Origin of the sequence: Bacillus sp. CR71 (genome assembly GCF_003429245.1) — a bacterium.
GTDB classification, from domain to species: domain Bacteria; phylum Bacillota; class Bacilli; order Bacillales; family Bacillaceae_G; genus Bacillus_A; species Bacillus_A thuringiensis_S.
Genome location: NZ_CP031748.1, coordinates 902143 through 927020, shown reverse-complemented (window position 1 = coordinate 927020; position 24878 = coordinate 902143). Strand labels below are relative to the sequence as shown.

The following is a 24878-nucleotide window of genomic DNA, read 5'->3' as shown; positions in this document are numbered from 1 at the left end:
CCTTTAATACATAATGAGCAAAATATATATTGGTTAATTTTACTAAACATATTATAATCTATTATTCTGAACTTTTAAACGTTTTATCTTTCTATTGAATATTAGAATATGAATATTCAATTCTAATCATTAAATATCCTACTTTTTCTTGCTTTACAAGATTTTATAAAAAAATACCATCAAAAGGCAGTCTCTCAAAACTCAATCCCATCCCGCGCTCCACTACTTTCTCATACAAATAATTCGCAACGATAATATCTACTACAGCCAAACCAATTGATTTGAAAATAGTAATCTCTTCATCATTTTCGTGACCAGCTTTTCCCTCCTTATAATTCAACCAATTTCGGCGTGGAGATTGCTAGTTTTATCAAAATTTGAAAATCACCTGTTTCTAGATCCTATTCAATTAAGCTATCCTATAAATGCCTCTTCTTCCTCATCTATAAAACCTACAAATATAATTCCTTCAATATCCTCATGATTAAATACACATGTATAATCAGGATCAATATATCCTTCTGGATAAAAACAGCCAATTTAGTCATACATAACAGGTTCTTCAACCATAAGTAGTTGGTTTCTCCCGTAAATTACAACCTTTTTTGTCCCTCCTATTTTTTCTATCCTTTAACCAACTATAAGAAGAATGCGATTATATACTTGAAATGCAACAAATCCTCTTTAAAAGCCTATACGTATTTTCCCTCCATCTTCTATATGCTTACGTAAATAATAATACTTATGGAGTTCTATAATCATATAAAACAAAGCAAACGAAAACACTGTGCATGCAGACATAAATACAATTGCCCCCATCTGTTGTGTTGCAATGCTAAGAATTATATTAGCAATTAACTGCCCCAATCCCGCTGCAATAGCTGCTACTTTTACACCACCAGTTCCTTTCGATGATTTTGATTTTTTTCTTGGTTCCTGAAGCTTTTCAATATGATTTTTATAAAAATGATACAAAGCGAAACTATACAAACCAAATGAAAGAATAAAATAGATGGGAGTTTGTAATTGTAATACTTCATAAGCATATTTTTGAGTTATAACTAATAATCCGACTGAACATATGGCGCCATATACTCCTCGAAATAGAGTGTATTGTAACTGTCGTTTCCGAGGATTGATAGCAATCCATATCGCCCACAAATTTAAAAAAATAACTGGAGGAGTTACTATATATACATAGAGTAATCGAAAAGGATTCGCAAAAGCAGGCAAAAGAACAAACACATCTGCCCCCAAAAGGACAAGACCAATTACGTGGACTCTTATTTCATTTACAGGATAAAGAGCCATATAATGTGCAAAAGCTTTCTTATTAAAATCTAGACTTTTTTTCATGTTAATTAAACCACCCCGCTACTGTTCCAATCAGTAAAAGTTTCATAACTATTCATTCTCTCCCCCTAAATTTATCCATAATATTATGAGCAACTATATTCCATAGTAAAGAAAGTACGGTAACAAAAAGTACAGCTAAAGAAAAATAAATCCTATCCTTCCATGTATCATGTACAATCATGCCTAGTATAATCATTATTAACGCACCAACACATATAACTATTTTTGAAAATTTTCGCATTCTATTATCTCGCTTCCTTCTCAAACTTAAATGAAACTCCTGCGGAATCTATAACCATACCCACCTATTACAATCTCACCTTTGGAACTTATATCATAATCACCTAATACAGGTATATAATTAGGTATCTTAATTTTAGTAATTTCCGCTTCATATGTTTGCAACACTATCAACGTTTCAAATGTCCTTTATACATTCCTTATTTAACCCCAAAACATTAAAATATGAATATTATAAAAATTAACTATCTACTTCCCATCAAAATTACGGTAATCCTATTAAGCCTGGGATTACTCCTTCTACCTTCGCCCATTCAAACGAGCACTCAACTAACATTTGATTCTTACACTTAATTCTTAATAAACCTTCTTCTATCGTATTTATTTCAAAATAATCAATTATATTTTCTGTCCCTAAACCTTTTATTGTTAAATTATGAATAGTAAAGAAAGATATCTCTACATAAATTACATCCCACTTATCCCATCTTTTTGGCTTGTTTTCAACATTTTCCTTTGTCATCAATTGAATAACTAAAGTAGGACCATCTCTTTTAAGACGCACATCTAATAACTCTGATTCTTCAAACTTTGGTATTTTCCCAAAAATACTAATTAACGCTTGTGGATTTAAAAATTTAAATTGATCAATCATTTTTATACTTCCTATTTTCTATTTCTCTTCTCAAAATAATAATGATCCTCCATACGATCTACCTGTCCTGTTCGTGTATTGTATTCAGGTCTTACATTATGATGCGGTGACTGATCTCCAATTCCACCTTCTCCAAACTTATGACCCTCTGAATGATCTTGATTGACCTTTTACTTCATATGTAAATTCTCGAGTTATAATAGGCTGTTTATTATCATTTAATATCCTTTTACCATTACTATCTGTTAATGGTACCATTTTTTTACTAATCGGGTGTTGAAATCTAGGTATATTTAATTGTCTTTTAATTTCTTTTAAACTAGCCCCCCTAGATTCATGAGAATTTCCCCCCTCAATCTTTTTAACTTTGAGATAATATTAAAAAGACTTATGCGTAATTCACATAAGTCTTACTTTTGTTACTCATAATTAATTATTCGTCCTCGTCTTCAAACTCATATAAGCTATCAAGTAATTCTGCAAAAGATGAACAAACAGGATAGATTGATTCTTCCATTTCTTCTTCCTCATGGTCCCAAAATACGACTGTTGGTGACTGAGGATTATTTCGGTAATCAAAGCATAGAAGGTTACCAAACGGGTCTCTAGCAAAAGGATATACTTTATCTACCAATCTATCTTTTATACTATTATATGTTTGCAGCATAGAAATTTTTCTCTCAGAGTCTAAGGATAAAAGGTTATTAAGTGAATCTTCATCCCGATTAGGAATATTGAATGTATCTGGAGTAGGATAGCCACCATCATATTTCTTTACACACTCAATAAAATCATTAGGAAATTTAATACCAAAGTACTCTTCTAATTGTTCAATTTGTTCATCTGTAACTTTTTTCTCACTTACATTAATCCATGTAATGTTGTTCATAATTATAAACCGCCCTATCTTTTCCTCAAATTTTATATCCACCTGTATGACCAGTATCGTGATGTATCTGATAATCTACAAGTTGTATTCGACCAGGTTCCTGATTATGAAAGATTTAAAATTAATTCTGCTAAACTATCACAGATTACTTCGAAGCTTCGGCTTTCATAATCTTCTAATTTTACTTGTCCATTTTCATTATCTACAACTACCAAGAGACCATTGAATTCCATACCAATAGGAATATTATTCAGTTGATTATCATGTGCGCCTTGGTACCCTTGTAAAGATACATAAAAATCATGCAGTTCAATTCCTGGTATAACAGAATTTAATTCAAAATCATAACCTAAATAATTACCTCCTAAGTCTAAAAACCAATAAGAATTATAATATTCTTTAATTGAATTATATAATTGTATCCCCAAATCTTTTTCTATATTAGAAAAATCATGAATTATATTTTTTTCTAACGGTTTCCAGAATACGTATCCCTCTATATCTGGTTCTCCTTCATAGATAAAAGCCTCTGCTTCTTCTATCCATAAAGATTTTGGCAATGAATTATTACAATCTTGCCACTCTCTAATTATTTTATCAAAACAATTTTTCATTTCATTTTTCATTTTTTTATTTACCGCCTAATGTATGATGTTCAATAAATTTCTGAAGCATTTCTACATATCCTGCATCTTTTCCCCCATGCTCCAATCGATTTTTCTGCGTTATGAATCCCTCCAAAACCAGGATGTAGTGGCAGCGGAACACCAACAGCTTGACCACCACCAATATGGTGATGGACTAATTTAGTTCCACGTAATCCAGTAAAATCATCTTGTAGAAATTCCCCTCTAAATCATTAAGGATTTAGAGGGGAATTTCTTTATCACATAAGTAATATCATTTCTTATTAAATTTACTGTGTATCAGTTCAAAGAATTTATTTGTACCAAGTGAAATTGCGCCAATAATAAGAACACCAATAATAAAATAAATCTTTTTAAATAAGTTGTAAGGAGATAAAATAGCAACTACAAGAAGTATTATAATTGCAACGAATGTGACTAATTTCCCAACTTTAAATGCTTGCATATCAGCTTTCCTCCTTCTGGATAAAAACAGCCAATATAGTCATACATCACAGGTTCTTTAACCATAAGTTTTGTTTCCTTCCATAAATCACAATACTTAAAATTCAATAAACCTCTTTAAAAGGTTTCATGTGTTCTACCCCCATCTTCTATATGCTTCCTTAAATAATAATACCTATGGAGTTCCATAATGAAATGAAACAACATAAACGAAAGCATGGAATATACACACATTAATACAATTGCTACCATCTTTTGTGTTGCAAAACCAAGACTGATATTAGCAATGAGTTGACCCAATCCTACAAAAACCACTACTCCAAAACTAGAGTTTTTTTTCGATGATTTTGATTTTTTGATTGATTCCTGAAGTTTTTTAATATGATTTTTATAATAATAATGCAAAGCAAAAATATACAAACCAACCGAAAAAATAAAATAGATAGGAGTTTGTAATCCTAACATTCCATATGCAAACTTTTGGGTTATAATTAATAATCCTACTGAACATACGATGCCAAATACCCCACGAAATAGAGTGTATTGTAATTGCCGCTTCCTAGGATTTATAACAATCCATATTGCCCATACATTTAAAAAAGCAACTGGTGGAACTATTATGTACATATATATCGGTTGAACAGGATTCGCAAAAGCAGGTAAAAGCACAAATATATCTGCTATCCCAATCACAAGAGTAATTATAGTCGATCTTATATCATTTACAGCATAAAGAGCCATATAATATTCAAAAGCTTTCTTATTAAAATCTATACTTTTTTTCATGTTAATTAAACCACCCTGCTACTGTTGACCAAGTTTTTTTCATTTCCCCTTTAATACATAATGAGTAAAATATGAATCGGTTAATTTTACTAAACATATTATGAGATTTTGTCGCGAATTTTCAAACATCAAATCTTTCTATTGAATATTAGCATATAATCAATTCTAGTCATGAAACATTCTACCTTTTATAATGATTTTGGATAAGTTATAAATAGTCTCTACCTATTAATATTGTATAATTCAATAAATTTGTTAAGACTATCTTCTAATCTCTTAATTGTGTTTGGATACTTTTTTGAATAATCCTCACACATTTTTTTAAAATAATGATAAAATGTTTGATAATCAATTATTACCTCATCACCACTGTATAATACAAATTCTACCCCTTCAAATGAATCTCCATTGGCAATATCATACTCATCCAAATCTCCTGGAAAAGTACATGCGCCATATTCCTCTCCAAATCCTACTCCTTCACAAACTGAATTGATTACCTTTAAAAATCTTTCATCATCTACCATATTAAACACTGCTTGTATAGGAAAATGGGTTAAATCTAGTAAATCCTCATCTTTTAATCTAAATTCTCTTTGCATACATATCTCTCCTCGTATATCTTTAATTTATTCTGGAAAAAAAGAAGAGATTTCTCCACCTTTATGGTATCCTCTCCAAGTTATTTCTTTACCGTCAACACCCGCCCCTTCTCTCGAAAGAACTCCATCACTGGTTTTTAATTTAGCGTCATTAGCTGCTTCAATTCCACGGTTAATAAATTCCTTATCACTTATAATTTTAGGATCATAAATGTTGTTTGTGAATACTTTATTTCCATACTCTCCTGTAGGGGTGCCATCCATATTTAACTTAGGCATATTGTATTCTACTGTTTTTACACCTAGAATTTTTGAAGGTGATTCACTGACTATTTTTAATATTGTTTTTAAAGAACTCTTCACTGTTGTGTGCTCCATCAATACCTCTCCCTCTCCCTCTCCTTCTTGGAACAGAGGGATCTATATTTTTAATATGATTTTCTAATTTAGGAGTCGCTTTAAACTTTCAAGTGATTTAATGGTGAATGTTTTTGATACTTTTTACCTATTATGGACATTAAAAAAGCTTATGCAGGTTATACATAAGCTTTTTTACTCATGATTAGATATTTTTCAAATGCTACACCTTAATGCAAGTCTTAAAAAGATTAAATATAATAGTCAGGATTTTCATCCATTTTAATTAAAAATTCTTCTAAAGAATCCGCTATTTTCTCATCTTCAGAGTAAGTAGGACATTGACCTAATTCATTTTCCTCTTTAAATTTAATTGTTAAAAAGTTAAGTTCTGTTACTTCAAAAAACACTAATGAATCATCATCTAGGTTTGGATTATATTCATAAATATCTTGCCTTAAACGGAAATCTGCAACTGAAATCGGGTCCATAAATCTGTTGAAAAACGTTCTTGTATCAGACTTAAAAAAACCACAACCTATTTCTTGATAAAAGCGTTTCAGTTCTTTTGGAAGTTCCATTTGTAATAAGCTTTCTGCCTCATCTATCTCATCTTGATATATAGGATAGAAAATAGGTTTTTGTTTAGAACGGACACTTCTGTCTGCTACAACATATTCTTTTAAAAAATTAAACATAATTTTTAATACCCCCTATTAAAGAAGGGTTATTTTTAACGCTTCCTCAAGCATTGTATTAAAATCATTATATGTGTTCATTACCGTACCAGATGGTTTATCAAGTTCTAAATAAGTACCGTCTGATAAGCTCTTACAAAACCACGCAATATTTGAATCGCCAAAGAAAAGATACTCTTTTTGAAATTCATTTTCATACCAAATCTCATTGGTTTCTATAAGCCCGCAAATTGATTCGTCCCTTTCTGTATCTAACAAATAAGAGTCAACTCCATAAAGTACTAGCCCGTTAAAATCTAATCCATCTACAGTTTTAAGAAACTCCTCATATTCACTCGGTAGGTCAACATTATAACTCTCTTTCATGCGTTCTCTTAATTTCTGAACTTCACTATCTGTTGCTGGTGTATTCAGTTTATCATTAAAACTTTTCTCTATTTTTTCAATTTCTAAAACCATATTTTTCCACATATAAATTTCACCATTGCTTCAGCTTGAATCAGTTCAAAAATTTCTTTTTCATTTCCCTCATAATTGTTTAACATTCTTAGAATTTTTAAATCCTTTACATCCATGTCACTAACTCCTATCAATTATTTTAGGACTTTCTTTTACATGTTTGCTTCTGAATCCCATACCTCGATAAATTCAAAACCTTTTAAATCACTTTCTAACACTGTATTTCTAAATTCATCTGATACAAAAACGGAAGGAATATGTAATATTTCATTTAAGTAAACTTTAAATATTGTTTGGTTCTTAACCATATTAGGTAAGAATGCGTATTTTTTGAAATCTATTACTAAGCCAGAACGTAGTTTCTTTAGTATAGCTTTCTCATAGTTAATAGCATCTAGTGCATTTAAAACGTTAATTATATAATACACTTCTCCCGTCACATCATGAATTAGGGGAAGAAATTCTACATTATCACCAAGTATAGACTCTAAAAATTTTTTAGCTTTCCCACTAACCATTGGCGTACCAACTTCTCCCCAAAAATGAGGCAAATCACTTTGATTTCCTTCTTCTACACATTTAATACGTATTTCTCCCCATGAATCAGATGCTTTTACTGCCGAGTCAATTTTCCCTTCAAAATACTTTTTAGAATCTTCTTCTAAGTTCAATAGTTGAAAGGATTCATAGTCATCAAATGAACTCTTTAATTCCCAAATTTTCATTTTTACTCTCCTTTGTTATAGAACGACTGGTTGCACTTTGAATCCTATCAGAGGCTGATCCCATTTTCGTAGCAATTTTCGTTGCTGTTTGTAAATTACTTTGAAATTGTCTCATTCTTTCAAAAAGTTAAACATAATTTTTACTACCTCCTTACTAAAGAAGAGTTGGTTTCAATGCTTCCTCAAGCATTGTATTGAAATCATTATATGTTTCCATCACTGTACCAGATGGTTTATCAAGTTCTAAGTAAGTACCTTCAGATATGTTTTTACAAAACCATGCTATATCTGAATCTCCAAGGAAAAGGTACTCTTGTTGCCACTCATTCTCATACCAAATCTTATTATTTTCTAAAAGTCCATAAACTGTTTCATCTCTTTCTGTTTCTAGTAAAGAAGGGTCAACTCCATAAATTATCAGACCATCAAATTCGAAGCCATTTACAATTCTAAGAAATTCCTCATACTCATTAGGCAAATCAATATTAAAGCTTTCTTTAACACGTTCTCTTAATCTTTGAACTTCAGTATCTTTTGCTGGTTTATTCAGTTTGAGGTTAAAACTTTTCATTGTTTTTTCAACTTCTAAAAGCGTATCTTTCCACATATAAAAACCTTCTTTCTCAATTTATTCCCCTTTAGGATAAATATTATATTTTGGTATAGGCCAATCTATATCAATACTATCTCCATGAGTCAAGTCTTTAGTTAGTGTTTTTTGTGTATTAGTAATAGCCTTATGATATGGATGATTTTGTATTAAAGTTAAATTTTCAAAGTCATTTGTCCCCCCATCATCTAAGGGGAGGTTATGATGTACTTGCCACCCTGATGGATTTTTTCCTTTTTTCATATTTTCTATTTCAAAATCTGGTATACCCGCTTTCTTAAGTTCAAGAATCTTCTCAGGATTAGTTGCCAAACTGTAAAGGAATTCCTTTTTTACAGTATTTTGAAAAACCCTTCTAAGTTTTGCAGCTTCTTCTCGAGTTCTCTTAGAGTAAGTAATTTCATCAACTTTAACATCTTTAAGAATTACATCTTCTCCATATAATTTACCAACAAAAATGTCACCATCCGTAGTCCTTTTAGTATATTGATAAGGTGATAGCTTATCCTTAGCTGTTTGATAAGCATCAATAAAGCTAGATTTTAAAGAACTTCCCCCAATACCAGCATAAGCAAAACGGTTTCCAATGTTTAAATTAAAATTATTTAATACGTTTATTGCATTTCTATATGTAGCAGAATTAGTTACTCTGGACATACCTTTTGTTAGATTTGCAGTAGTTGCTACCTTCGATACTTTACTTAATCCTTTATCACCAATAAGTCCTAATCCAACTTGTGTTAAAGCATAACTTCCCCACTTTGCCCGACTTTCTGCATCTCCATTTATTACATCATTAATAAATGAATCTGACAATGCATTATACATGGTACTAAGGGTATCAATAGGGTGCAAAGCAGCGTTCCCCATGTTTTCCCACGTTTCCCAATCCCCTAAAGCTTTTATTCCGTCTATTGTATCGCTAACTGCTTGTCCCGTGCCATCTACAATACCGTCCCAAATTTTTTCACCAGTAGATTTTTCAGGTAGCTTACCACATATTTCACCTTCTTCAATTGAATTGGTAGCTTGTCGTGCCCTCTCTTCTGTAATCGCTTGAATTGAAGTTGTCCATTCCATATTCAACCCTTGCATACTAAATGTACCACTTGCAGGACTAAACCCTTTCCCACTTTGGACTTCCGCAAGACCTGCAGCAATACTCGCTGCTAATTGAATTGCTGTACTATAATTATTACTAGAGGTCTGATTGAATTGATACAAATGATCCAGCTTTTCTTGCAGTTTTTTCCTCATAACAATAAAAAGATTTACCATGGCATCCATACCCGGCATTGGCATAGCTTGATTGACAGCTTCCATACTTGTTTTCATTCGGTCAATTTCCCGAATTTGTTCTAATATCTCGTGTTCAATTACATCTGCCTGAGCTACCTGTGATTGAAAGTCACTTGGAAAAGCATCATTTTGACGGATTAATTCTTCACACAAATAAATGATTCCTTGTGCCAAAGGTCGAAAGGTTTGTACAAAAAATGCTTTTGCACTACTATATGTTTGCCCTTGTAAAACAGTATCAACTGCAAAAGCGTCAATCGACTGAATGGCTTGTTCCATACCTTGAATAGTAGCGGTACATACAGCATTCATGCTTTGAGTTTGGCTTCGTACCTCTCCCAAATACATATTTAAACTCATGCATTGACCTCCCTTGTTAATTGTTGTTGTTGATAGGAAAGGGCGTTTTCTAAATCATTAAGGTCTCGTCTTTCTTTAAGCAACGTTTCTTTTTTGTTTTCCAATTCAAATGTGACTTTTCGTTCAATATGTTGTGCATCTTGATACGTATTCATAAAAAACTGGGACATTTCTCTATCACCATGCCAAGTTCCTAAAATTCGATCAAACAAACGACGATTTCGACTTCTACATTCATAAAAATCTGCTTCCGCTTGTTCTTGAGCTTGAATCGCAGATTGATTTCGGTCTTGTTCTTCAAATACACTTCGTAACTTTTGATTTACTTGATTAATTTGTTTTTCAATATCTTGACTCATCTTTTTCCTCCTACTATTTTACTTTACGTAGGTTGTCACATTAGCGAAAAGTATTGTGAAGTTCGTTATCCATTCTCTCAAATTCATTAGATACCGAATGAATATTATCAACCGCTTGTTGAAAGGCAGCGGAAAATTGTTTCGTCAAGTCTAATATTTGTTGATTCGCTTCTTGTGCTTTGAAGTTAACAGATAATGTTGTACGCGTCGCCTTTGTTATAGAACGAGTTGTTACACTTTGAATCCTATCAGAGGCTGATTCCATTTTCGTAGCAATTTGCGTTGCTGTTTGTAAATTACTTTGAAATTGTCCCATTCTTTCAAACCCTTTCTATAAGTTTTCCAAACGCATCAAAGAAATCTCATAAAATATATATCCCTATCAATATCACTCGCTCTAGGCATGCAATCAAATGAGCCATACAATATAAGCTGTATGGCTCATTTGAAATGCTTGTTATATAGAGTATGACAATTTTTATTTCAAACCGAAATTACGTGATAATTCTTCATCATGAGAAGCAACAGCTTCTGCAGTTTTATTCAGCTGCATATTAATTTCTTGTAATAGCTGTGCAAAGTTTTGTACTTTTGGCTTTAATTCATTGAACTGTTGATCAAAACCTTCGAAAGCACGACCTTCCCATTCTCCTCTTAATTCATTTTGCAAGTTTTGTAGTTGACTTAAAATGTCCTCAATTTGATTTGCACCTTGTCCATATTGAGCCGCTTTTGATTTAAGCTCCTCTGGTGACATACGAATTTGTCCAGCCATTTTCATTTCCCCTTTAATACATAATAAGCAAAATATATTTTGGTTAATTTTACTAAATAGATTATAATGTATTATTTTGAACTTTTAAACACTTTATCTTTCTATTGAATATTAGAATATTAATATTCTACTTTTTCTTGCTTTACAAGATTTTATGCAAAAAAGACCACCAAAAGGCAGTCCCTCAAAACTCAATCCCATCCCTGAACTGACCCCATAAAGTTAGACAGGTCGTTTCATTAGGCAGCCTTTAGGGCATGAGTTCGATATTGTACCGGACTCATGCCTTTTAGTTTTGCCTTAATTCTTTTGTGATTATAATAATCGATATATTTTTCAAATTCTTGTTTAAAGTGTTCTATGCTTTCAAAATCTTTTAGATAAAGAAATTCAGTTTTCATAATACCAAAGAAACTTTCAATAACCGCATTATCGTAACAGTTCCCTTTACGAGATATACTTTGCGTAATCTTGCGTTCCTTTAGGGCGTGACGATACTTCTTCATTTGATAATGCCAGCCTTGATCAGAGTGAATAAGGAGTTCGTCTTCTTCTGTCAATTGTTGAAAAGACTTCTCCAACATCTTCGATACAAGTGAATAGGTTGGTCTTGAATCAATTGTATAAGCGATTATCTCTCCATTAAATAGATCTAACATCGGTGATAAGTAGAGCTTCTCGCCACATAATTTAAATTCTGTTATGTCTGTAACCCATTTTTCGTTCGGCTTTTCAGCTTTAAAATTACGTTCTAAAATATTTGGCGCAATCTTACCTACTTGTCCTTTATACGAGCGATATTTTTTCATACGAACTAGACTCTTTAAACCTAACTCTTTCATAATTCGTTGAACTTTTTTATGGTTGATTTTGTGTCCTTGGTTCATTAACTCATCGCGAATACGGCGATATCCATAACGACCTTGGTGTTCATCGTAAATGTTTTGAATTAAGGATCTTTAGCTCTTTATCTTTATCTGGTCGATTAGAATTCTGTATCCAGTAATAATATGTACTTCGTGGGAGTTCTGCTAATTTTAAAAGTGCCTGCACCGGAAATGCTTTCCTTAGTTCATAGATTACTTGCGCCTTATCTTGTTTGGTGATTTTTCCTTGTTTTGAACTAAGGCATTCAACTTTTTTAAATAAGCATTCTCCATACGCAAACGCTCCAATTCAGCTTGTAATGTTTCTACTGACTCTTCTGTTTGTGTTTGTTTCTTAATTGATTTTTGATTGTCCTTAGTCATAGATTGACGCCCCTTTTTCTTCGATTTAAGGGCGTCTACTCCTTTTTGATGTAGCTGAATACGCCATTTTCTAATAAGTCCAGGTGAAGAAATATTAAAAATGACTGCCGTTTCGTTTGGAGACGTCCCATTTTCGAACATATAATTTAGTACGTCTAGTTTATACTGTGCAGAATACGTTGTATAGCCTTTTTCAAAGGCCAGGATTCCATGATATTCAAATTGTTTTATCCACATGCGAACCACTTCGTGATTCGCTCCCAATGATTTCGCAATATCTTTTATACTCTCACTTCCATCTTGATAATGTATTACTGCATTCATTTTGTCTTCTGAAGTAAATTTAGTCATAAAAAAACTACACCTCCAATTGTTAGACTGTGTCTAACAATTGGGGTGCAGTTTTTTTATTGTTTCTTGCAAGTAAATTATTTATATTCCTGTCTATATAATTTAAACGAATAAATAGCTCCAATAAAAAATACAAAAGCTTCAAATAATATAAAGATTTGACGGAAATTCTCAATATCTTTACCAACTAAAGAAATAAATATAGCATTCATTAGAATTTGAGTAGTAAACATACGAGAAGTAATTTTTAAATAAATAGCATTTGTGCTTTCATCTGGTTTACCAATTTTTTTGTAAATAATAATAAGTGCAATTACTGAACCCAAAAATAGAAGTGCTGTAATTCCTACAACGATATTGAAATTGCCTGTACTTTCTAACATCCATTTATTTAATAGATCAATCATTATTATCTTCCTTTCCTACATAAGAGAATATTTCGTCCTTCTTTTTCACTATAATAAAAAAAGAAAAAGGAAAACATCGAACTTTCTTACAAACATTCGTGTATTCTTACAGTTTTGTCATTTTGTAAATGTATTCATCGCCTTGCCTTTCACTATTTTCTTTGGAAAACATAGTGAATTACGAGAAAGAGCGCTACAAGATCAACTTCCAAGGAGTAGTGCACTAAAACTCTTAATTAATGCAATTAGTTTGTTTTAAAGTAGTAAGTGGACACAATACTTCTTAGTTGTAGAAAGTATCGAGATCCCTGTGCCAATTCCAGCGTTTGCTGCAGCTCTATTAATTGGTTTAGGAATAATCCCGCTTTGTTCTTAATTTAAGGAACTCCAAACAGCCCTACCTTTCAATTGATAAACCCTCAAGTGTATGAATGCTTGGAGGTTTCTTATAAAAAAAAGACGCCATAAGGCGCCCCCACAATTGGGTAGATAAGACTTTAGTTTTCCAATCTAAAGAAGTTTTGTATCAGCTCTTTGAGAGTATATCATAATATTCGGTTCATTTATTATGTATTTTTACATACCTATAAAAATCCCTCTATTTTCCACTTAATAAAATGAATTACCAATATTAATAAGATTCAAATAAACATTTCTACAAATTCAAAACATTTACAAAATAAGAAAAGTGATATATTTAAGGTGCAAGTTATAAAAAATATTAAGGGGGATTTATTATGTTCAAGAAATTAGTAGTTGGAGCATTAGCAACTGGTATTAGCTTAATTGTTAGTGCATTTGGAACACCGTTTAATAATAGGATGCAGGTGTTAGCCATGTTACATAGTAAATTCGTTGAAGATTCGGTTCTGGTGCAAAAATGTTAGTTGGAAACATAGAATAGCAATTTTCTCTTCATTTCTATCTTATGAAGCTAAGCCAAACCATTTAGGAATAAATTCTTTCTGATTTTGGACAGACTTGTCCGGTAAAACAAGTTGCCCGTTTTTTATCATATGCATAGATTCGACACCACTCAATATAGAGATTGCTGTTTTAAATGACTTGAATCTCTACAGGATAGGCAGGGTTCTTATCTACTGTTATCACACGAGGTTTAGAAACATGCGAAAAAGCCAAGGCTTTCTTGAAAAAGCGCTTGACTGCTGGTTTATCTCTTGATTTACTTAGATAAAAATCAATTGTATTACCCTCTGAATCAACTGCACAATATAACTATATCCATTGACCTTTTACTTTTCTTTCAACTTAGGTCTTATATCTTTCTGTAACGTTTGTGAGGGATTTAAGTGTCAATTCTTTGTACGATAAATTTCAATGTTAAAATCCGCTTTTTTCTTTTTTCTTTTCTTCAGACCCTCTTATTGATTCTTCTAAACACTTCAATAATACGTCTTCACTTTTGCATCGAATAGCTTCATAAATTTTAGGTCCAATGTTCTCAGGCAATTGCCTAACTGCAACATAGAATCCACTAAACAACATTTCTAATTCACTTGCTGTAAACTCATACTTCTTTAACTCGCCTTCCGATTTGCGTACAGATTCATTCACCAGAGCATTCTGTGTTATATCTAACAAACATATTAAATAATCGTATAAACTTGCATTTTCTTATATATATTCAATAACTTGCAAACGTTCATTAGGAAATCTTCTCAACGCTTCCATTTTTATCTGTCTATAACTCGGAGTGTGCTCATGAATATCTGTTAAAAACTCTTCAGTGCTCATAACTCTTCCCCCTACATACTCATGTTATATATTTTAACATGTATAACTCGTCAGAAATAGAAACATTTATTTAGAATGCTAACGGATAACCATTTTTAATTTAATCCCATAGATGAGGTCTTTTTAAACCTAAAGCCCTCATATCTCTTAATAATTGCCCTGTATGTACGGCTTCATGATACGCCATTCTCATTAACATATCTCCAAGGTTTCTAGTATATCCTACATCTGAGCGATCTATTTTTATATTTTCAAGATCTTCCTCATTTAATCCCATTATAAAATCTAAGAAATTTTTTCGATAAGGTTTTGCAAAATCAACCTCATCTTGAATGGTTGTAAAATCGCGTGTATTGAAAGGATTTGGTTCATCATCGCTATAGGGCAAACTTTTTCTAGTCTTTAAAATTTCAAGATATAAATATTCAGCTTCTAAAACATGCCGTACTTGTTCTAATATAGTCATTGAAGATGAATCAACCCTATGAAATAAAACCTCACTGGGAATAGAACTCCATAAATTTAAACTTCTCCGGCGTACTTCATTAGAATTCATAATTATTAGTTCAATTTTGTTCATAAAATAACTCCCTTTACACTTAACTAATTACAATGCTGTATCATTTTGAATCTTATCTAATCTTTTTCTATCAAATAAACCAAGACTTACACCTACGATTGATGATACTATCGCGAAAGCACCTGCAACTAAGAAGATTGACAAAACATTTATTGACTCAGCCAAAAAGCCAGCTATCATAGCACTAAAAGGTAAAGCTAAAAATGCTACCATTCTAGTAGAACTGATAACTCTTCCGAGCAACTTGCTAGGTACAGTCTCTTGTCGCAATGTAAACCAATTAATAGCTAATAAAGTAACTGATCCTTTAATAAAAATTTGACAGAATACTAAAATTACTAAGCTGAATTGAGAGAAGTACAGGAGCATCTGGGCAAGTCCTATAACAATCCCTGAATAAATAATAACATTTCCTCTTGGAATATGTTTAAATTTACTTGCAAAATAAACAGCCAAAATTGGTCCAATTGCCTGTAATGAAAAAATTAATCCAATATTTATAGGACTCAAGCCTAGATAATCTTTCAAGTAATACATAAAAAGAGATTCTACAGCTCCAAATCCTATATTAATACCAAAAATAACTAGAGAACCAACTAAGATAATTTTCGTTCCAAAGACATATCTTAGTCCTTCAACAATAGGTTTTACTAATTCAGGGCGTTTCTTCTCTTCTTCAGCAAAATCTCTAAATTTTAAAAATAAAAATATTGTTCCTGATAAAAAGAAGGCCACACTTGTTATTAATAAAACATTCGAATTCCCAAAAAGCGCTATTGCAATCCCCGCTACGGCGGGTCCCAAGAATGTGATAATCGTTTCGCTTAGTCTAAAGAATGAGTTACCTTGAATAAGATCCTCTTTAGATAAGATTTCAGGAACTGCAGATTCAAAACTAGGATGATGAAAAGCTGCTAAAGCAGATAAGGTAAAAGCGGCAATATATATAACTATTATGCTGTTATAACCACTTAAAAAAAGTATAGGAACTACGAGTACAAAAAGCGCTGAAGCATAGTCTCCTATTATCATTATCTTCTTTTTAGACATTTGGTCTGCTAATGCCCCACCTATTAAACTAAAAATAACTTGGGCTCCAAGCTCTAATGCTAGTACGAAGGCCATTTTACTTGGAGAATGGGTTAAATCATAAACAATTAATGGAATTGCTATAGTGAAGAACCACATTCCTAATTTACTTATTGTCATCCCAGAAAAAAGTATTACATAATTCTTATTAAAAAAAACTTTAGGTAGCATATCAAATCACTTCACTTCACTTTTAACTACTTGACCACAGAGAGGACAATCTAACATTTTTTCCCACGAAGAAACAGTATTAGTTTCTAGGGTTAAAAAGTCCACTTCCATAACTTTCCCTAAAGAAATAGGTTGTGCAATCTGCGTTAAAATTTTTAATGCTTCATTAACAATTGTTCCAGCTACAATAGCTACGTTTGGACTTATAGCAGCATTGTTTCTAGTAAACTCCATGTTATTCATAGCTTCTAATTGCTCGTCTTGTTTATCGTTTAATTGTCTTGCATAATTAATGTGACATTGTACACAACCTGTCTTAGAAGGAATCATAGAAAAGAATCTACCACGAGTATTTAATACTCCACCATAAACCATTGGCAGATTACATTTAACCACACCTTCGTTTACCCAGTTTGCAATATGTAATGTTGGCTTATCTGCAACACATATCACAAGCTCAGTTCCTTCAATATGTTCAATCACATCTTGAGGTGACTCTATTTTCTTATTTATAATTTGAAGATCCACATTAGGGTTGAATTGGGATATTCGCTTTTTAGCCATTTCAACCTTACTATTCCCTATATCTGATTCCGAATAAAGCAACTGTCTATTAAAATTACTTAATTCAATATTATCAAAGTCCAGAGCTTTTATATTATGAAATCCTAATGCTGCCAAATGATACAGTACTTGTGTTCCAAGTCCTCCTACACCAAGAAGTGCAATAGGCGTTTCTAAAATCTTTTCTTGAATTTTATATTTATCTTCTCCGAATTTCGTGAATAGTGAAAAATAATTTATATTCGCTTTATATCTTTCTAAGGTGTAATCATTGAGTTCTGGTACAATTGAATTATCTTCTAAATAACCTTCATTTCCTAAAACTTTTATAGCCTCAATAATTTCATTTGAACTAATATCAGGAAATTCTTTTTGTACTTCTTGAACGATGTTTGGAATGTTTCTCTGGCCATCTAATTTATTTATTAGAAATGAGATGCTACCAGTAGGGTCTGGAATTATACCTGCTAAACCTTCTTCTTCACCAATTTGAATTTCTTTATTTAGGAAAAAATAAGGGATAGTTTCTTTAAATTTTGGTTTCATTTTATAACATCTCCTTAATTAATTGATTAATTAAAAAATTAAGAAGAACCGGAAATCCGGTTCTTCTTAATGACTTAACCTGGTACATTAGTAAGTGCATTAGCAGCAACTACTTTTTTAGAAGCTTTTTTTACTTTAACGATCATATGTAATCACCTCCTACATTTGATAAATCTAGCATAACACACAAAAAAGAGAAATTACATAATAGTCTGATAGTTTCAGGTTGAGAAACTTTTTTTTGAAAATTATAGAAATAACTATTTTTAGTAGTTTATTCACCTGTAAAAAATCAATCCATAAGCAAGTTTAAGTCTTGATAGGTTAAGTTTCCATTTGAATGTAATAATTTCCCCTGTTTAAAGGTGCTGCTTATCTTATCAAGGTTTGTTAGAATATTCCTAAAAGCTGAAGATCCAAGACTCACTCTCTCAATTTTTAGTGTCTTTATGTTTTGCATGGAATTTAAGTTTTCACTTTGAAGCAAATTTATAGGTAACTCTATATTTTCTCTAAGTACTTTTATTGTCTCAATATCCTTAACTCCAGGAATAAAAATACAATCTGCTCCGGATTTTTTATATTCTTCTGCACGAACGATTACATCCTTAATACGATCTTTTAAATCGCCAATATCTAGCCAAAAACTATCAATTCTTGCATTTATGAAAAGATGAGGCGAATAAGCTTTAATAAAGTCTAAAATGACCTTTTGCTCATTAATTTCTCTTAAATACGTACCTCTCCCATCCTCTATATTTATACCTACCACTTCAAATTTTTCTAACTCATTTAATATTTTTCGTAAATCAAAAATATTAGCGGCATATCCTCCTTCAATATCAGCTGAAACAGGAAGTTTGGTATTTTTCGAGATATTACTAATGGAATTTAACATTAACTCTAAAGGAATCTTCTCGCCATCTGGATAACCTAAGGTTGCTGCGATACCAGCACTAGTAGTCCCAATCGCTTGAAAATCGTTTCTCTCAAAAATCTTAGCACTTGATGCATCCCATGCATTTGGAAGCATTAATGGATTGTTTTGATCATGTAACGTTCGAAATAACTTAATTTTCTCTTTAAATTCCAATTTAAACACCCTTTAGTAAATTATTTTTTTAGTTTTACACTTGACTTTTTTTGCACCTACTAGTTATGTTGTTTTACATAACGGATTAAATTAGATCTTGCAGAAAGGATAGGTGTGAGTATATGAAAATTGCGATAGTAGGTTTAGGACCAAGAGGTATATCAGTATTTGAAAGAATAGTCTCTAATATTTTATCTGAATTAAAATCAGAATCTTATGAAATTTCCTTGGTTGATCCACATCCTCCAGGTGGAGCTGTATGGAGAACAGACCAGTCACCTCAACTTTTAATGAATACAGTGGCTTCGCAAATAACTTTATTTACTGATGATAGCGTCCAGTGTCGGGGTCCTATCGTTAATGGGCCTAGTCTATTAGAATGGGCAAATGAATTAAGGGATAAAATTGACACTTTGGATATGCCCACCGTTATTACAGAAGAAATTTATTCCTTAGAACCTAACTCTTACCCTACAAGAGCTCTATACGGCTATTATCTTAAAGATTCATTTAATACTATTCTTGAAGAATTACCCTCAAATATTAAGATTAACTTAATTCAAGACACATTAATTAATCTCTATCCGAACAATGAAGATTATACTTTATTTCTTAATAAGTCTTTAACACCAATTAAAGCTGAAAAGGTTATCTTTACAACTGGGCACTCAGATCAGAAATTAACTTCAGCTGAAGAACATTTCTTTGAGTTTGCTAATAGTAACAACCTAAATTACTTCCCACCATCCAATCCAGCAGATGTTAATTTAGATTCAATAGAACCTAAAACTCCCGTAATAATAAGGGGATTAGGCCTTAATTTTTTTGATTACATGTCACTTTTAACAAGTGGGAGAGATGGAAAGTTTGAAGAAATTAATGACAAATTAAATTACATTCCCTCTGGTAAAGAACCTTTATTAATTGCAGGTTCTAGGCGAGGCTTACCTTATCACTCTAGGGGACAAAATCAAAAAGGTTCTTCAGAAAGACATATCCCACTATTTCTAAAAAATGAAGTTATCGAGCAGTTAAAACATAAAAATAACCTAAGCTTTAAAAAAGAGATATGGCCTTTCGTAAAATTGGAAGTTGAAAGTATCTATTATACAACTTTAATTCGCAATCTCTATGGAATAGAAAAATCTTGTCAGTTCCTTTACGAGTTTGTTAATTGTGCCATAGAATACCATAAGGATCTTTTAATCAACTTTGGAGTAAAATCAGAACTATTTTTTGATTGGCACAAAATTAGTTGTCCTTATGGTGATAAAAAATTTAATTCAATAACAGACTTTCATAATTGGTTAGATACTTACTTACATAATGATATTAACGAAGCAAACCTGGGTAATAAAAACAGTCCACTAAAAGCCGCATTAGATGTTTTAAGGGATATCCGAAACGAAATAAGAATACTTGTTGATCATGGAGGAATAAATGCTGAATCTTATAAAGAAGAGTTACGCAATTGGTATACACCTTTAAACGCATTTCTTTCAATTGGCCCTCCTGTTCAAAGAATCAAAGAATTGAGGGCATTAATAAGAGCCGGAATTTTAGTTTTAGTTGGACCTGAAGCAACTGTAGCTACTTCACCTATAAATAAAGATTTTAAAATTAGCTCTAACCGTGTTAAGGATTCGATATTTCATGCAAAGAACCTAATTGATGCTAGACTACCCTCAGTTAATATAAATCAAAGTAAAAATATTTTAATCTCAAATATGTTAAAAGCAGGTCTAGCCTCAGAATTTAAGATTGCAACGAACAATAATTATATTTTTGAAAGTGGAGGTTTAGCAGTGACTCCCCCCCCAAATAGATTAATAGATAAAAACGGTAAAGTTAATCCTAATTTATACTCCTTTGGAATTCCAACAGAAGGCGTTCATTGGGTAACTGCTGCGGGAGCGCGACCAGGGGTTAATTCTGTAACACTCCTTGAATCCGATTCAATTGCAAGAGATGTTCTAGGCTGCAATATTACAATTAATAATGTGTATAAGCAGACCATTAGCTGAGGAATTATTCCTCAGCTAATGGTCTTAAATTGGTTTTATGTATAACTCAACCACTTGTTATAAACATCATCAACAAACTTTTCACTCAACCCTGTGTATGATTCTGGATTAGTAAGGGAATTTATCTCTTCATCGCTAAAATACTTCTTAATTTCATTGTCTTCTAATAAAATATCTTTTAAATCTTTGTCTTCTTCAAAAGCTCTCATTGTTAATTCGTACAATAAATCATGGGCAGTAGTTCTACCAATTATCTTCCCCAATTCTAACATTACGTTCTCAGATACTATTAAACCTTTGGTAAGAAAAAGATTCTTTTTCATTTGTTCTTCATTTACTATTAAGTTTGTTAAGACATTTTTAAGTTGTTCTAATGCGCCGCTTAAAGTTATGCAAATTTCCGAAATATAAGACCATTCAGATTGCCAAAATGTAACATCTCTTTCGTGTTTCTGAATCATACTGTCAATAGCTAAAGTTGATTTTCTATTGACTATTTTAGTTAATCCCACAATATAAGAGCAAGTCATAGGATTTCTTTTATGCGGCATAGTGCTACTTCCTACTTTACCAGAATGGTACCCCTCTTCTACTTCTCTAATCTCTGTTCCTTGAAGGCTTATTATTTCTTCTGCAACTTTAGCTGTAGTTGCTCCAATCATATTTAAAATCATGCTAAATTCTGCAAATCGGTCTCTAGACGTGTGCCAAGATACTAAGGGTTCAATTAGGTTTAAATTTTTTACATACTCTTTTCTAACAGATAACCCTTGCGCTCCTAATGAAGCTAAAGTACCAACTGCACCTCCCAGTTGCCCCACTAAATATCGGTCTGCACCTTGTTGTAACCTTTCTAAGTGACGACCAAGTTCATCTGACCATATAGATATCTTATATCCAAAAGTAATCGGTAAGGCATGCTGACCTAACGTTCTGCCTGGCATTACTGTTGACTTATATTGCTGGCTTAATCTCAAACATATCTTTAATATTTCTTGAGTTTGATTATAAATAAGTTCATGAGCACCTTTAATTTGCAGGGTAAGTCCCGTGTCAATTATATCTTGTGTTGTTGCTCCCCAATGAATGTACTTACGTGATTCTTCATCACATAAACTCTCGAACTCATGTAGGAATGCTACAAAGGGGTGTCCAGTTTTTTTCATTCCTTCTCTAATCTTATTAAAATCAAGTTTATTTTGGTCAGCTGCATTTGCAATATTAGTCGCTGCATTTTGAGGTATAATACCTAATTTAGCTTCAGCTTTTGCTAAGGCAACTTCTGAATTAAGCCACAATTGTATTAAATTCTCGTCTGAAAAATTTGTTCTCATTTGTTTTGTACCAAACTGGTCCTTAAAGATTTCAGAATCAATTGGTGTCGAATTCATTAGTATCACCTTTCTTTTTCATTAATTTAAGATAAAATATCTACTATTGATATTAGCATATTAATGTAAGTAATTTGTCTTAAAATTGATTTTATATATTTTTGAAACCTAAAATGAAAAGGAATACGGGAACAAAAGAACAAAAAAACACAACAGATAAAAGATTCTTTTCGTAACAAACGAAGGGATCTTTTATCTGTTGTAAGAACCATGGGTTCCCAAGAATACTTCACCTATCATTTATTCATTTCCTGTTCCCAATTATCAACTTAAATATCCGCTACTCCCTGTTCCAATGGCTACACATCTCCTTTTGTTACTGTAGCTTGTTCATATAACGTGTTTAACGATGTTATTCCCCATAAAGAAAAAGATAATCCACTTAAAATTGTAATCTCGATGACAGTTTTCCCCTTACCTTATATAACGTAGAAAGCTGAAAAAGTACTTGTTATATTGTTATTATTCCTTCATACTCGTCTCTACATAGTCTAAATTCAATTCATTAAATTCTTCTAATGTATCTAACGCTCTAACGTATTCTATGGGGGTATTTCTTTCTTTGTTGGATAATAGCTTGTTGTATTTTCCCATCTGTTTGCAATTTTTCGACAGCAATGTCTCATACGATATGAAAAACTCTACTAGGGTGTCTTTTACCCAATATTCAAAAGGTTACATGTGTTTGCTGATTAAAAATTATTTCCTTATAAAGGATAGAATCACAATAATTATGCATATAATTCCGCCTAAAAGCTTGTCCTATTTCAGTGATTTTGTCTAAAAAATTTTGCGTATTTTTTTAACTGTGTTCCTTTAAAATTTCTCATTTCTCATGAGTCTGTTCAGTTTTTTAAAGTGTAACTTTGTTTAAAAAGCTTTGCAACAGAATTACTACCAGTAACACTCGTCATATAATTAATAATTTGTTGTATATATTCACTATTAATAATAGGCCATTGAATACCTAATAATTTTAGTGTTTTTTGAGTTTCAGTCGAATCAAGATTTATTGGTTTATAACAATTATCTTTTGGTTCTTCAAATGTCATGAGGTTTTGAATATCTTCCTGTTTCTTTTTATCTTTAGAAAGTTCTAAAATAAATTGTTGATACTCTGTTTCAGAAATTACTTTAATTGGATATCCCATTGAATTTAGTAATTTTACAAGTACATTTAAATTTAACGTAAGATGATTGTATATATGATTTACGCAATTTTTGCTATTTTCATGTATTTCATTTGAAGTTACAAACCCTGTGATAATTTTGCTGCAATAATCTACAGGTGTAAACTCAACTTCACTTGATAATAATACATCTGTCACGATACCATATTGTAATATAAATTTTAATTTGCTCATAAATGCATTTTCGGTGAAGTTATATTGATGTTGTCCATCGATATATCTATTTGTAAGATTTCCTACTCTATAAATAGTAGCATCTGTTTCCGTTAATATTGCCTTGAATATTTCATATTCCGCCAAAAATTTACTTTTCACATATACATTATCTTTGTAATTTTGTTTTACATAAAAATCGCTTTCTTTAAATATTGTTTCCGTTTCATTTAATGCAAATTGTCCGGCTACACCAGTTGTAGATATATGATGTAAATCCTTAGTATCACCAACAAATGCAAGAAGTTCTTTTACCGCCTGGACATTTGCTCTTTCAAATTCACTATACTCGCCAAAATGTTTTGTTAAAGCTGCAGCATGAATAACAGTTGATATTTGTTGATGAAGCTCCTTATATAATTCGTTTTCTAATCCCATATTTTGTTTAGCTAAATCACCTTGTACAATAAAGATACGTTGATTTACTAAAGATTGATAGCTTACAAATTTATTTTTAAAATAAAATTTTAACATGTGTAATAAACGATTATTTGCCTCTTGTTTATTTTCCCCACGAACTAAACAATATATCTTACATTCTGTAGTATCCAATAGTTGTTCTAGTAGGTGAATACCTAAGAATCCTGTAGCACCTGTTAAAAGTATTTTGCTATTATTACTAAATTCGTGTCTTTTTGTTTTCTTTAGCTTCTTTGGAGGAGTTGTCAATTTAATATCTAATGTATCTGAATGTGAATTTACTTTATATCCATATTGAATTTTTTTAGCTATATTATTAATTGTTTTTAATTCAAAGTAATCTTTAATAGTTACATTCCAACCTTCAGAAAATGTTTTTACTAAAGTACTCATAATTTTTAAAGAGTGCCCACCTAGATCAAAAAAATTATCATTTATCCCAATGACAGAGGAGTCAATCCCTAATACCTCTGACCAAATTTCTACCATTTTTTGCTCTACTCTATTCCGAGGTGCTATATATCCCTCGTTCGTTTGTATAATAGAGGCCCATGCAGGTAAAGCATCTTTATC

29 protein-coding genes and 9 pseudogenes are annotated in these 24878 nt (G+C 31.8%); 3 read left to right on the top strand and 35 right to left on the bottom strand.

What is annotated here, in order from left to right; all coding sequences use genetic code 11:
* Window positions 1-163: 163 nt before the first annotated feature.
* From DOS87_RS04800 to DOS87_RS04685, 27 genes and pseudogenes are all read right to left on the bottom strand, one after another.
* A pseudogene (locus DOS87_RS04800) lies at window positions 164-369 on the bottom strand (hypothetical protein); the annotation flags it as partial.
* 45 nt (window positions 370-414) lie between these two features.
* Window positions 415-627, bottom strand: a pseudogene (locus DOS87_RS04795) (DUF4176 domain-containing protein).
* Between the two features lie 57 nt (window positions 628-684).
* Window positions 685-1356, bottom strand: a complete 672-nt coding sequence (locus DOS87_RS04790) for a hypothetical protein (protein ID WP_042597218.1) — start codon at window positions 1354-1356, stop codon at window positions 685-687.
* Window positions 1357-1861: 505 nt separating this feature from the next.
* Window positions 1862-2251, bottom strand: coding sequence for an immunity 50 family protein (locus tag DOS87_RS04785; RefSeq protein WP_016078029.1), 390 nt, complete (start codon window positions 2249-2251; stop codon window positions 1862-1864).
* 11 nt (window positions 2252-2262) lie between these two features.
* Window positions 2263-2373, bottom strand: a complete 111-nt coding sequence (locus DOS87_RS30005; protein ID WP_223840603.1) for an HNH/endonuclease VII fold putative polymorphic toxin — start codon at window positions 2371-2373, stop codon at window positions 2263-2265.
* Window positions 2374-2684: 311 nt separating this feature from the next.
* Window positions 2685-3140 carry an SMI1/KNR4 family protein gene (locus DOS87_RS04775; protein ID WP_016078030.1) on the bottom strand — a complete coding sequence of 152 codons (456 nt, stop codon included), beginning with the start codon at window positions 3138-3140 and terminating at the stop codon, window positions 2685-2687.
* A gap of 25 nt (window positions 3141-3165) precedes the next feature.
* Window positions 3166-3249 (bottom strand): annotated as a pseudogene (locus DOS87_RS04770) (HNH endonuclease); the annotation flags it as partial.
* Complete coding sequence (locus DOS87_RS04765) at window positions 3245-3766, bottom strand: SecY-interacting protein Syd (protein ID WP_098578398.1); 522 nt, start codon at window positions 3764-3766, stop codon at window positions 3245-3247. The pseudogene DOS87_RS04770 and the gene DOS87_RS04765, both read right to left, overlap by 5 nt.
* Before the next feature lie 29 nt (window positions 3767-3795).
* A complete protein-coding gene (locus DOS87_RS04760) occupies window positions 3796-3930 on the bottom strand; it encodes a hypothetical protein (protein ID WP_229189016.1) in 135 nt (44 codons plus the stop codon).
* Window positions 3931-4040: 110 nt separating this feature from the next.
* Window positions 4041-4232: a hypothetical protein gene (locus tag DOS87_RS04755; RefSeq protein ID WP_001147554.1), complete on the bottom strand. Its 192-nt coding sequence runs from the start codon at window positions 4230-4232 to the stop codon at window positions 4041-4043.
* Window positions 4233-4243: 11 nt separating this feature from the next.
* A pseudogene (locus tag DOS87_RS04750) lies at window positions 4244-4335 on the bottom strand (DUF4176 domain-containing protein); the annotation flags it as partial.
* 13 nt (window positions 4336-4348) lie between these two features.
* Window positions 4349-5017, bottom strand: coding sequence for a hypothetical protein (locus DOS87_RS04745; RefSeq protein ID WP_150158499.1), 669 nt, complete (start codon window positions 5015-5017; stop codon window positions 4349-4351).
* 221 nt (window positions 5018-5238) lie between these two features.
* Window positions 5239-5619, bottom strand: coding sequence for a ribonuclease toxin immunity protein CdiI (cdiI, locus tag DOS87_RS04740; protein ID WP_098578397.1), 381 nt, complete (start codon window positions 5617-5619; stop codon window positions 5239-5241).
* A gap of 27 nt (window positions 5620-5646) precedes the next feature.
* Window positions 5647-5997 (bottom strand): CdiA family toxin C-terminal domain-containing protein, encoded by a 351-nt coding sequence (locus tag DOS87_RS04735; RefSeq protein WP_001999206.1) that lies wholly within the window; start codon window positions 5995-5997, stop codon window positions 5647-5649.
* Between the two features lie 230 nt (window positions 5998-6227).
* A complete protein-coding gene (locus DOS87_RS04730; protein WP_000481679.1) occupies window positions 6228-6674 on the bottom strand; it encodes an SMI1/KNR4 family protein in 447 nt (148 codons plus the stop codon).
* An 18-nt stretch (window positions 6675-6692) separates the two neighbouring features.
* Entirely contained in the window at window positions 6693-7145 is a 453-nt protein-coding gene (locus DOS87_RS04725; protein WP_151618684.1) for a YrhA family protein, read from the bottom strand.
* The gene (locus tag DOS87_RS30000; protein ID WP_000382634.1) at window positions 7124-7249 is read right to left on the bottom strand and encodes a hypothetical protein; all 126 of its coding nucleotides are present in this window, start codon (window positions 7247-7249) and stop codon (window positions 7124-7126) included. The genes DOS87_RS04725 and DOS87_RS30000 overlap by 22 nt, the downstream gene beginning before the upstream one ends.
* A 36-nt stretch (window positions 7250-7285) precedes the next feature.
* Window positions 7286-7858: an imm11 family protein gene (locus DOS87_RS04720; RefSeq protein WP_000707085.1), complete on the bottom strand. Its 573-nt coding sequence runs from the start codon at window positions 7856-7858 to the stop codon at window positions 7286-7288.
* Window position 7859: 1 nt separating this feature from the next.
* Window positions 7860-7973, bottom strand: a pseudogene (locus DOS87_RS29995) (TIGR04197 family type VII secretion effector); the annotation flags it as partial.
* A 39-nt stretch (window positions 7974-8012) separates the two neighbouring features.
* Complete coding sequence (locus DOS87_RS04715; protein WP_000265345.1) at window positions 8013-8465, bottom strand: YrhA family protein; 453 nt, start codon at window positions 8463-8465, stop codon at window positions 8013-8015.
* A gap of 21 nt (window positions 8466-8486) precedes the next feature.
* Window positions 8487-10127 (bottom strand): T7SS effector LXG polymorphic toxin, encoded by a 1641-nt coding sequence (locus DOS87_RS04710; RefSeq protein ID WP_208730214.1) that lies wholly within the window; start codon window positions 10125-10127, stop codon window positions 8487-8489.
* Entirely contained in the window at window positions 10124-10486 is a 363-nt protein-coding gene (locus DOS87_RS04705; protein ID WP_000076127.1) for a DUF3958 family protein, read from the bottom strand. Before DOS87_RS04705 ends, DOS87_RS04710 begins: the two co-directional genes overlap by 4 nt.
* A gap of 40 nt (window positions 10487-10526) precedes the next feature.
* Entirely contained in the window at window positions 10527-10802 is a 276-nt protein-coding gene (locus tag DOS87_RS04700) for a TIGR04197 family type VII secretion effector (RefSeq protein ID WP_086413383.1), read from the bottom strand.
* Window positions 10803-10964: 162 nt separating this feature from the next.
* Window positions 10965-11261, bottom strand: coding sequence for a WXG100 family type VII secretion target (locus DOS87_RS04695; protein ID WP_086413382.1), 297 nt, complete (start codon window positions 11259-11261; stop codon window positions 10965-10967).
* Window positions 11262-11372: 111 nt separating this feature from the next.
* Window positions 11373-11474: pseudogene (locus DOS87_RS30455) on the bottom strand (ornithine cyclodeaminase); the annotation flags it as partial.
* A gap of 26 nt (window positions 11475-11500) precedes the next feature.
* Window positions 11501-12862, bottom strand: a pseudogene (locus DOS87_RS04690) (IS3 family transposase).
* Between the two features lie 77 nt (window positions 12863-12939).
* Window positions 12940-13269, bottom strand: coding sequence for a hypothetical protein (locus DOS87_RS04685; RefSeq protein ID WP_000566275.1), 330 nt, complete (start codon window positions 13267-13269; stop codon window positions 12940-12942).
* A 139-nt stretch (window positions 13270-13408) separates the two neighbouring features.
* On the opposite strand from DOS87_RS04685, the pseudogene DOS87_RS30580 reads away from it, so the two are divergent.
* Window positions 13409-13525: pseudogene (locus DOS87_RS30580) on the top strand (transposase); the annotation flags it as partial.
* 481 nt (window positions 13526-14006) lie between these two features.
* A complete protein-coding gene (locus DOS87_RS04680; protein ID WP_000473828.1) occupies window positions 14007-14156 on the top strand; it encodes a hypothetical protein in 150 nt (49 codons plus the stop codon).
* A gap of 39 nt (window positions 14157-14195) precedes the next feature.
* Here DOS87_RS04680 and DOS87_RS04675 read toward each other — a convergent pair.
* The 6 genes and pseudogenes from DOS87_RS04675 to DOS87_RS04650 form a co-directional block, all read right to left on the bottom strand.
* Window positions 14196-14529 (bottom strand): annotated as a pseudogene (locus DOS87_RS04675) (DDE-type integrase/transposase/recombinase); the annotation flags it as partial.
* An 81-nt stretch (window positions 14530-14610) separates the two neighbouring features.
* Entirely contained in the window at window positions 14611-14844 is a 234-nt protein-coding gene (locus DOS87_RS04670) for a hypothetical protein (RefSeq protein ID WP_001005923.1), read from the bottom strand.
* A 280-nt stretch (window positions 14845-15124) separates the two neighbouring features.
* Window positions 15125-15604: a DinB family protein gene (locus tag DOS87_RS04665; protein ID WP_001033113.1), complete on the bottom strand. Its 480-nt coding sequence runs from the start codon at window positions 15602-15604 to the stop codon at window positions 15125-15127.
* Window positions 15605-15631: 27 nt separating this feature from the next.
* Complete coding sequence (locus DOS87_RS04660; protein ID WP_000937088.1) at window positions 15632-16864, bottom strand: MFS transporter; 1233 nt, start codon at window positions 16862-16864, stop codon at window positions 15632-15634.
* Window positions 16865-16870: 6 nt separating this feature from the next.
* Window positions 16871-17974 carry a HesA/MoeB/ThiF family protein gene (locus DOS87_RS04655; protein WP_098829685.1) on the bottom strand — a complete coding sequence of 368 codons (1104 nt, stop codon included), beginning with the start codon at window positions 17972-17974 and terminating at the stop codon, window positions 16871-16873.
* Between the two features lie 292 nt (window positions 17975-18266).
* Window positions 18267-19076, bottom strand: a complete 810-nt coding sequence (locus tag DOS87_RS04650) for an isocitrate lyase/PEP mutase family protein (protein WP_223838112.1) — start codon at window positions 19074-19076, stop codon at window positions 18267-18269.
* A 113-nt stretch (window positions 19077-19189) separates the two neighbouring features.
* Between DOS87_RS04650 and DOS87_RS04645 the strand changes: the two genes are divergently transcribed.
* Window positions 19190-21091, top strand: coding sequence for an FAD/NAD(P)-binding protein (locus DOS87_RS04645; protein WP_000684560.1), 1902 nt, complete (start codon window positions 19190-19192; stop codon window positions 21089-21091).
* 35 nt (window positions 21092-21126) lie between these two features.
* On the opposite strand, the gene purB is transcribed toward DOS87_RS04645, so the two are convergent.
* Together purB and DOS87_RS04635 are read right to left on the bottom strand one after the other, a co-directional pair.
* A complete protein-coding gene (gene purB / locus DOS87_RS04640) occupies window positions 21127-22482 on the bottom strand; it encodes an adenylosuccinate lyase (protein WP_151618676.1) in 1356 nt (451 codons plus the stop codon).
* Window positions 22483-23327: 845 nt separating this feature from the next.
* The coding region (locus DOS87_RS04635; protein ID WP_261795619.1) for an SDR family oxidoreductase at window positions 23328-24878 on the bottom strand (1551 nt) is incomplete at its 5' end.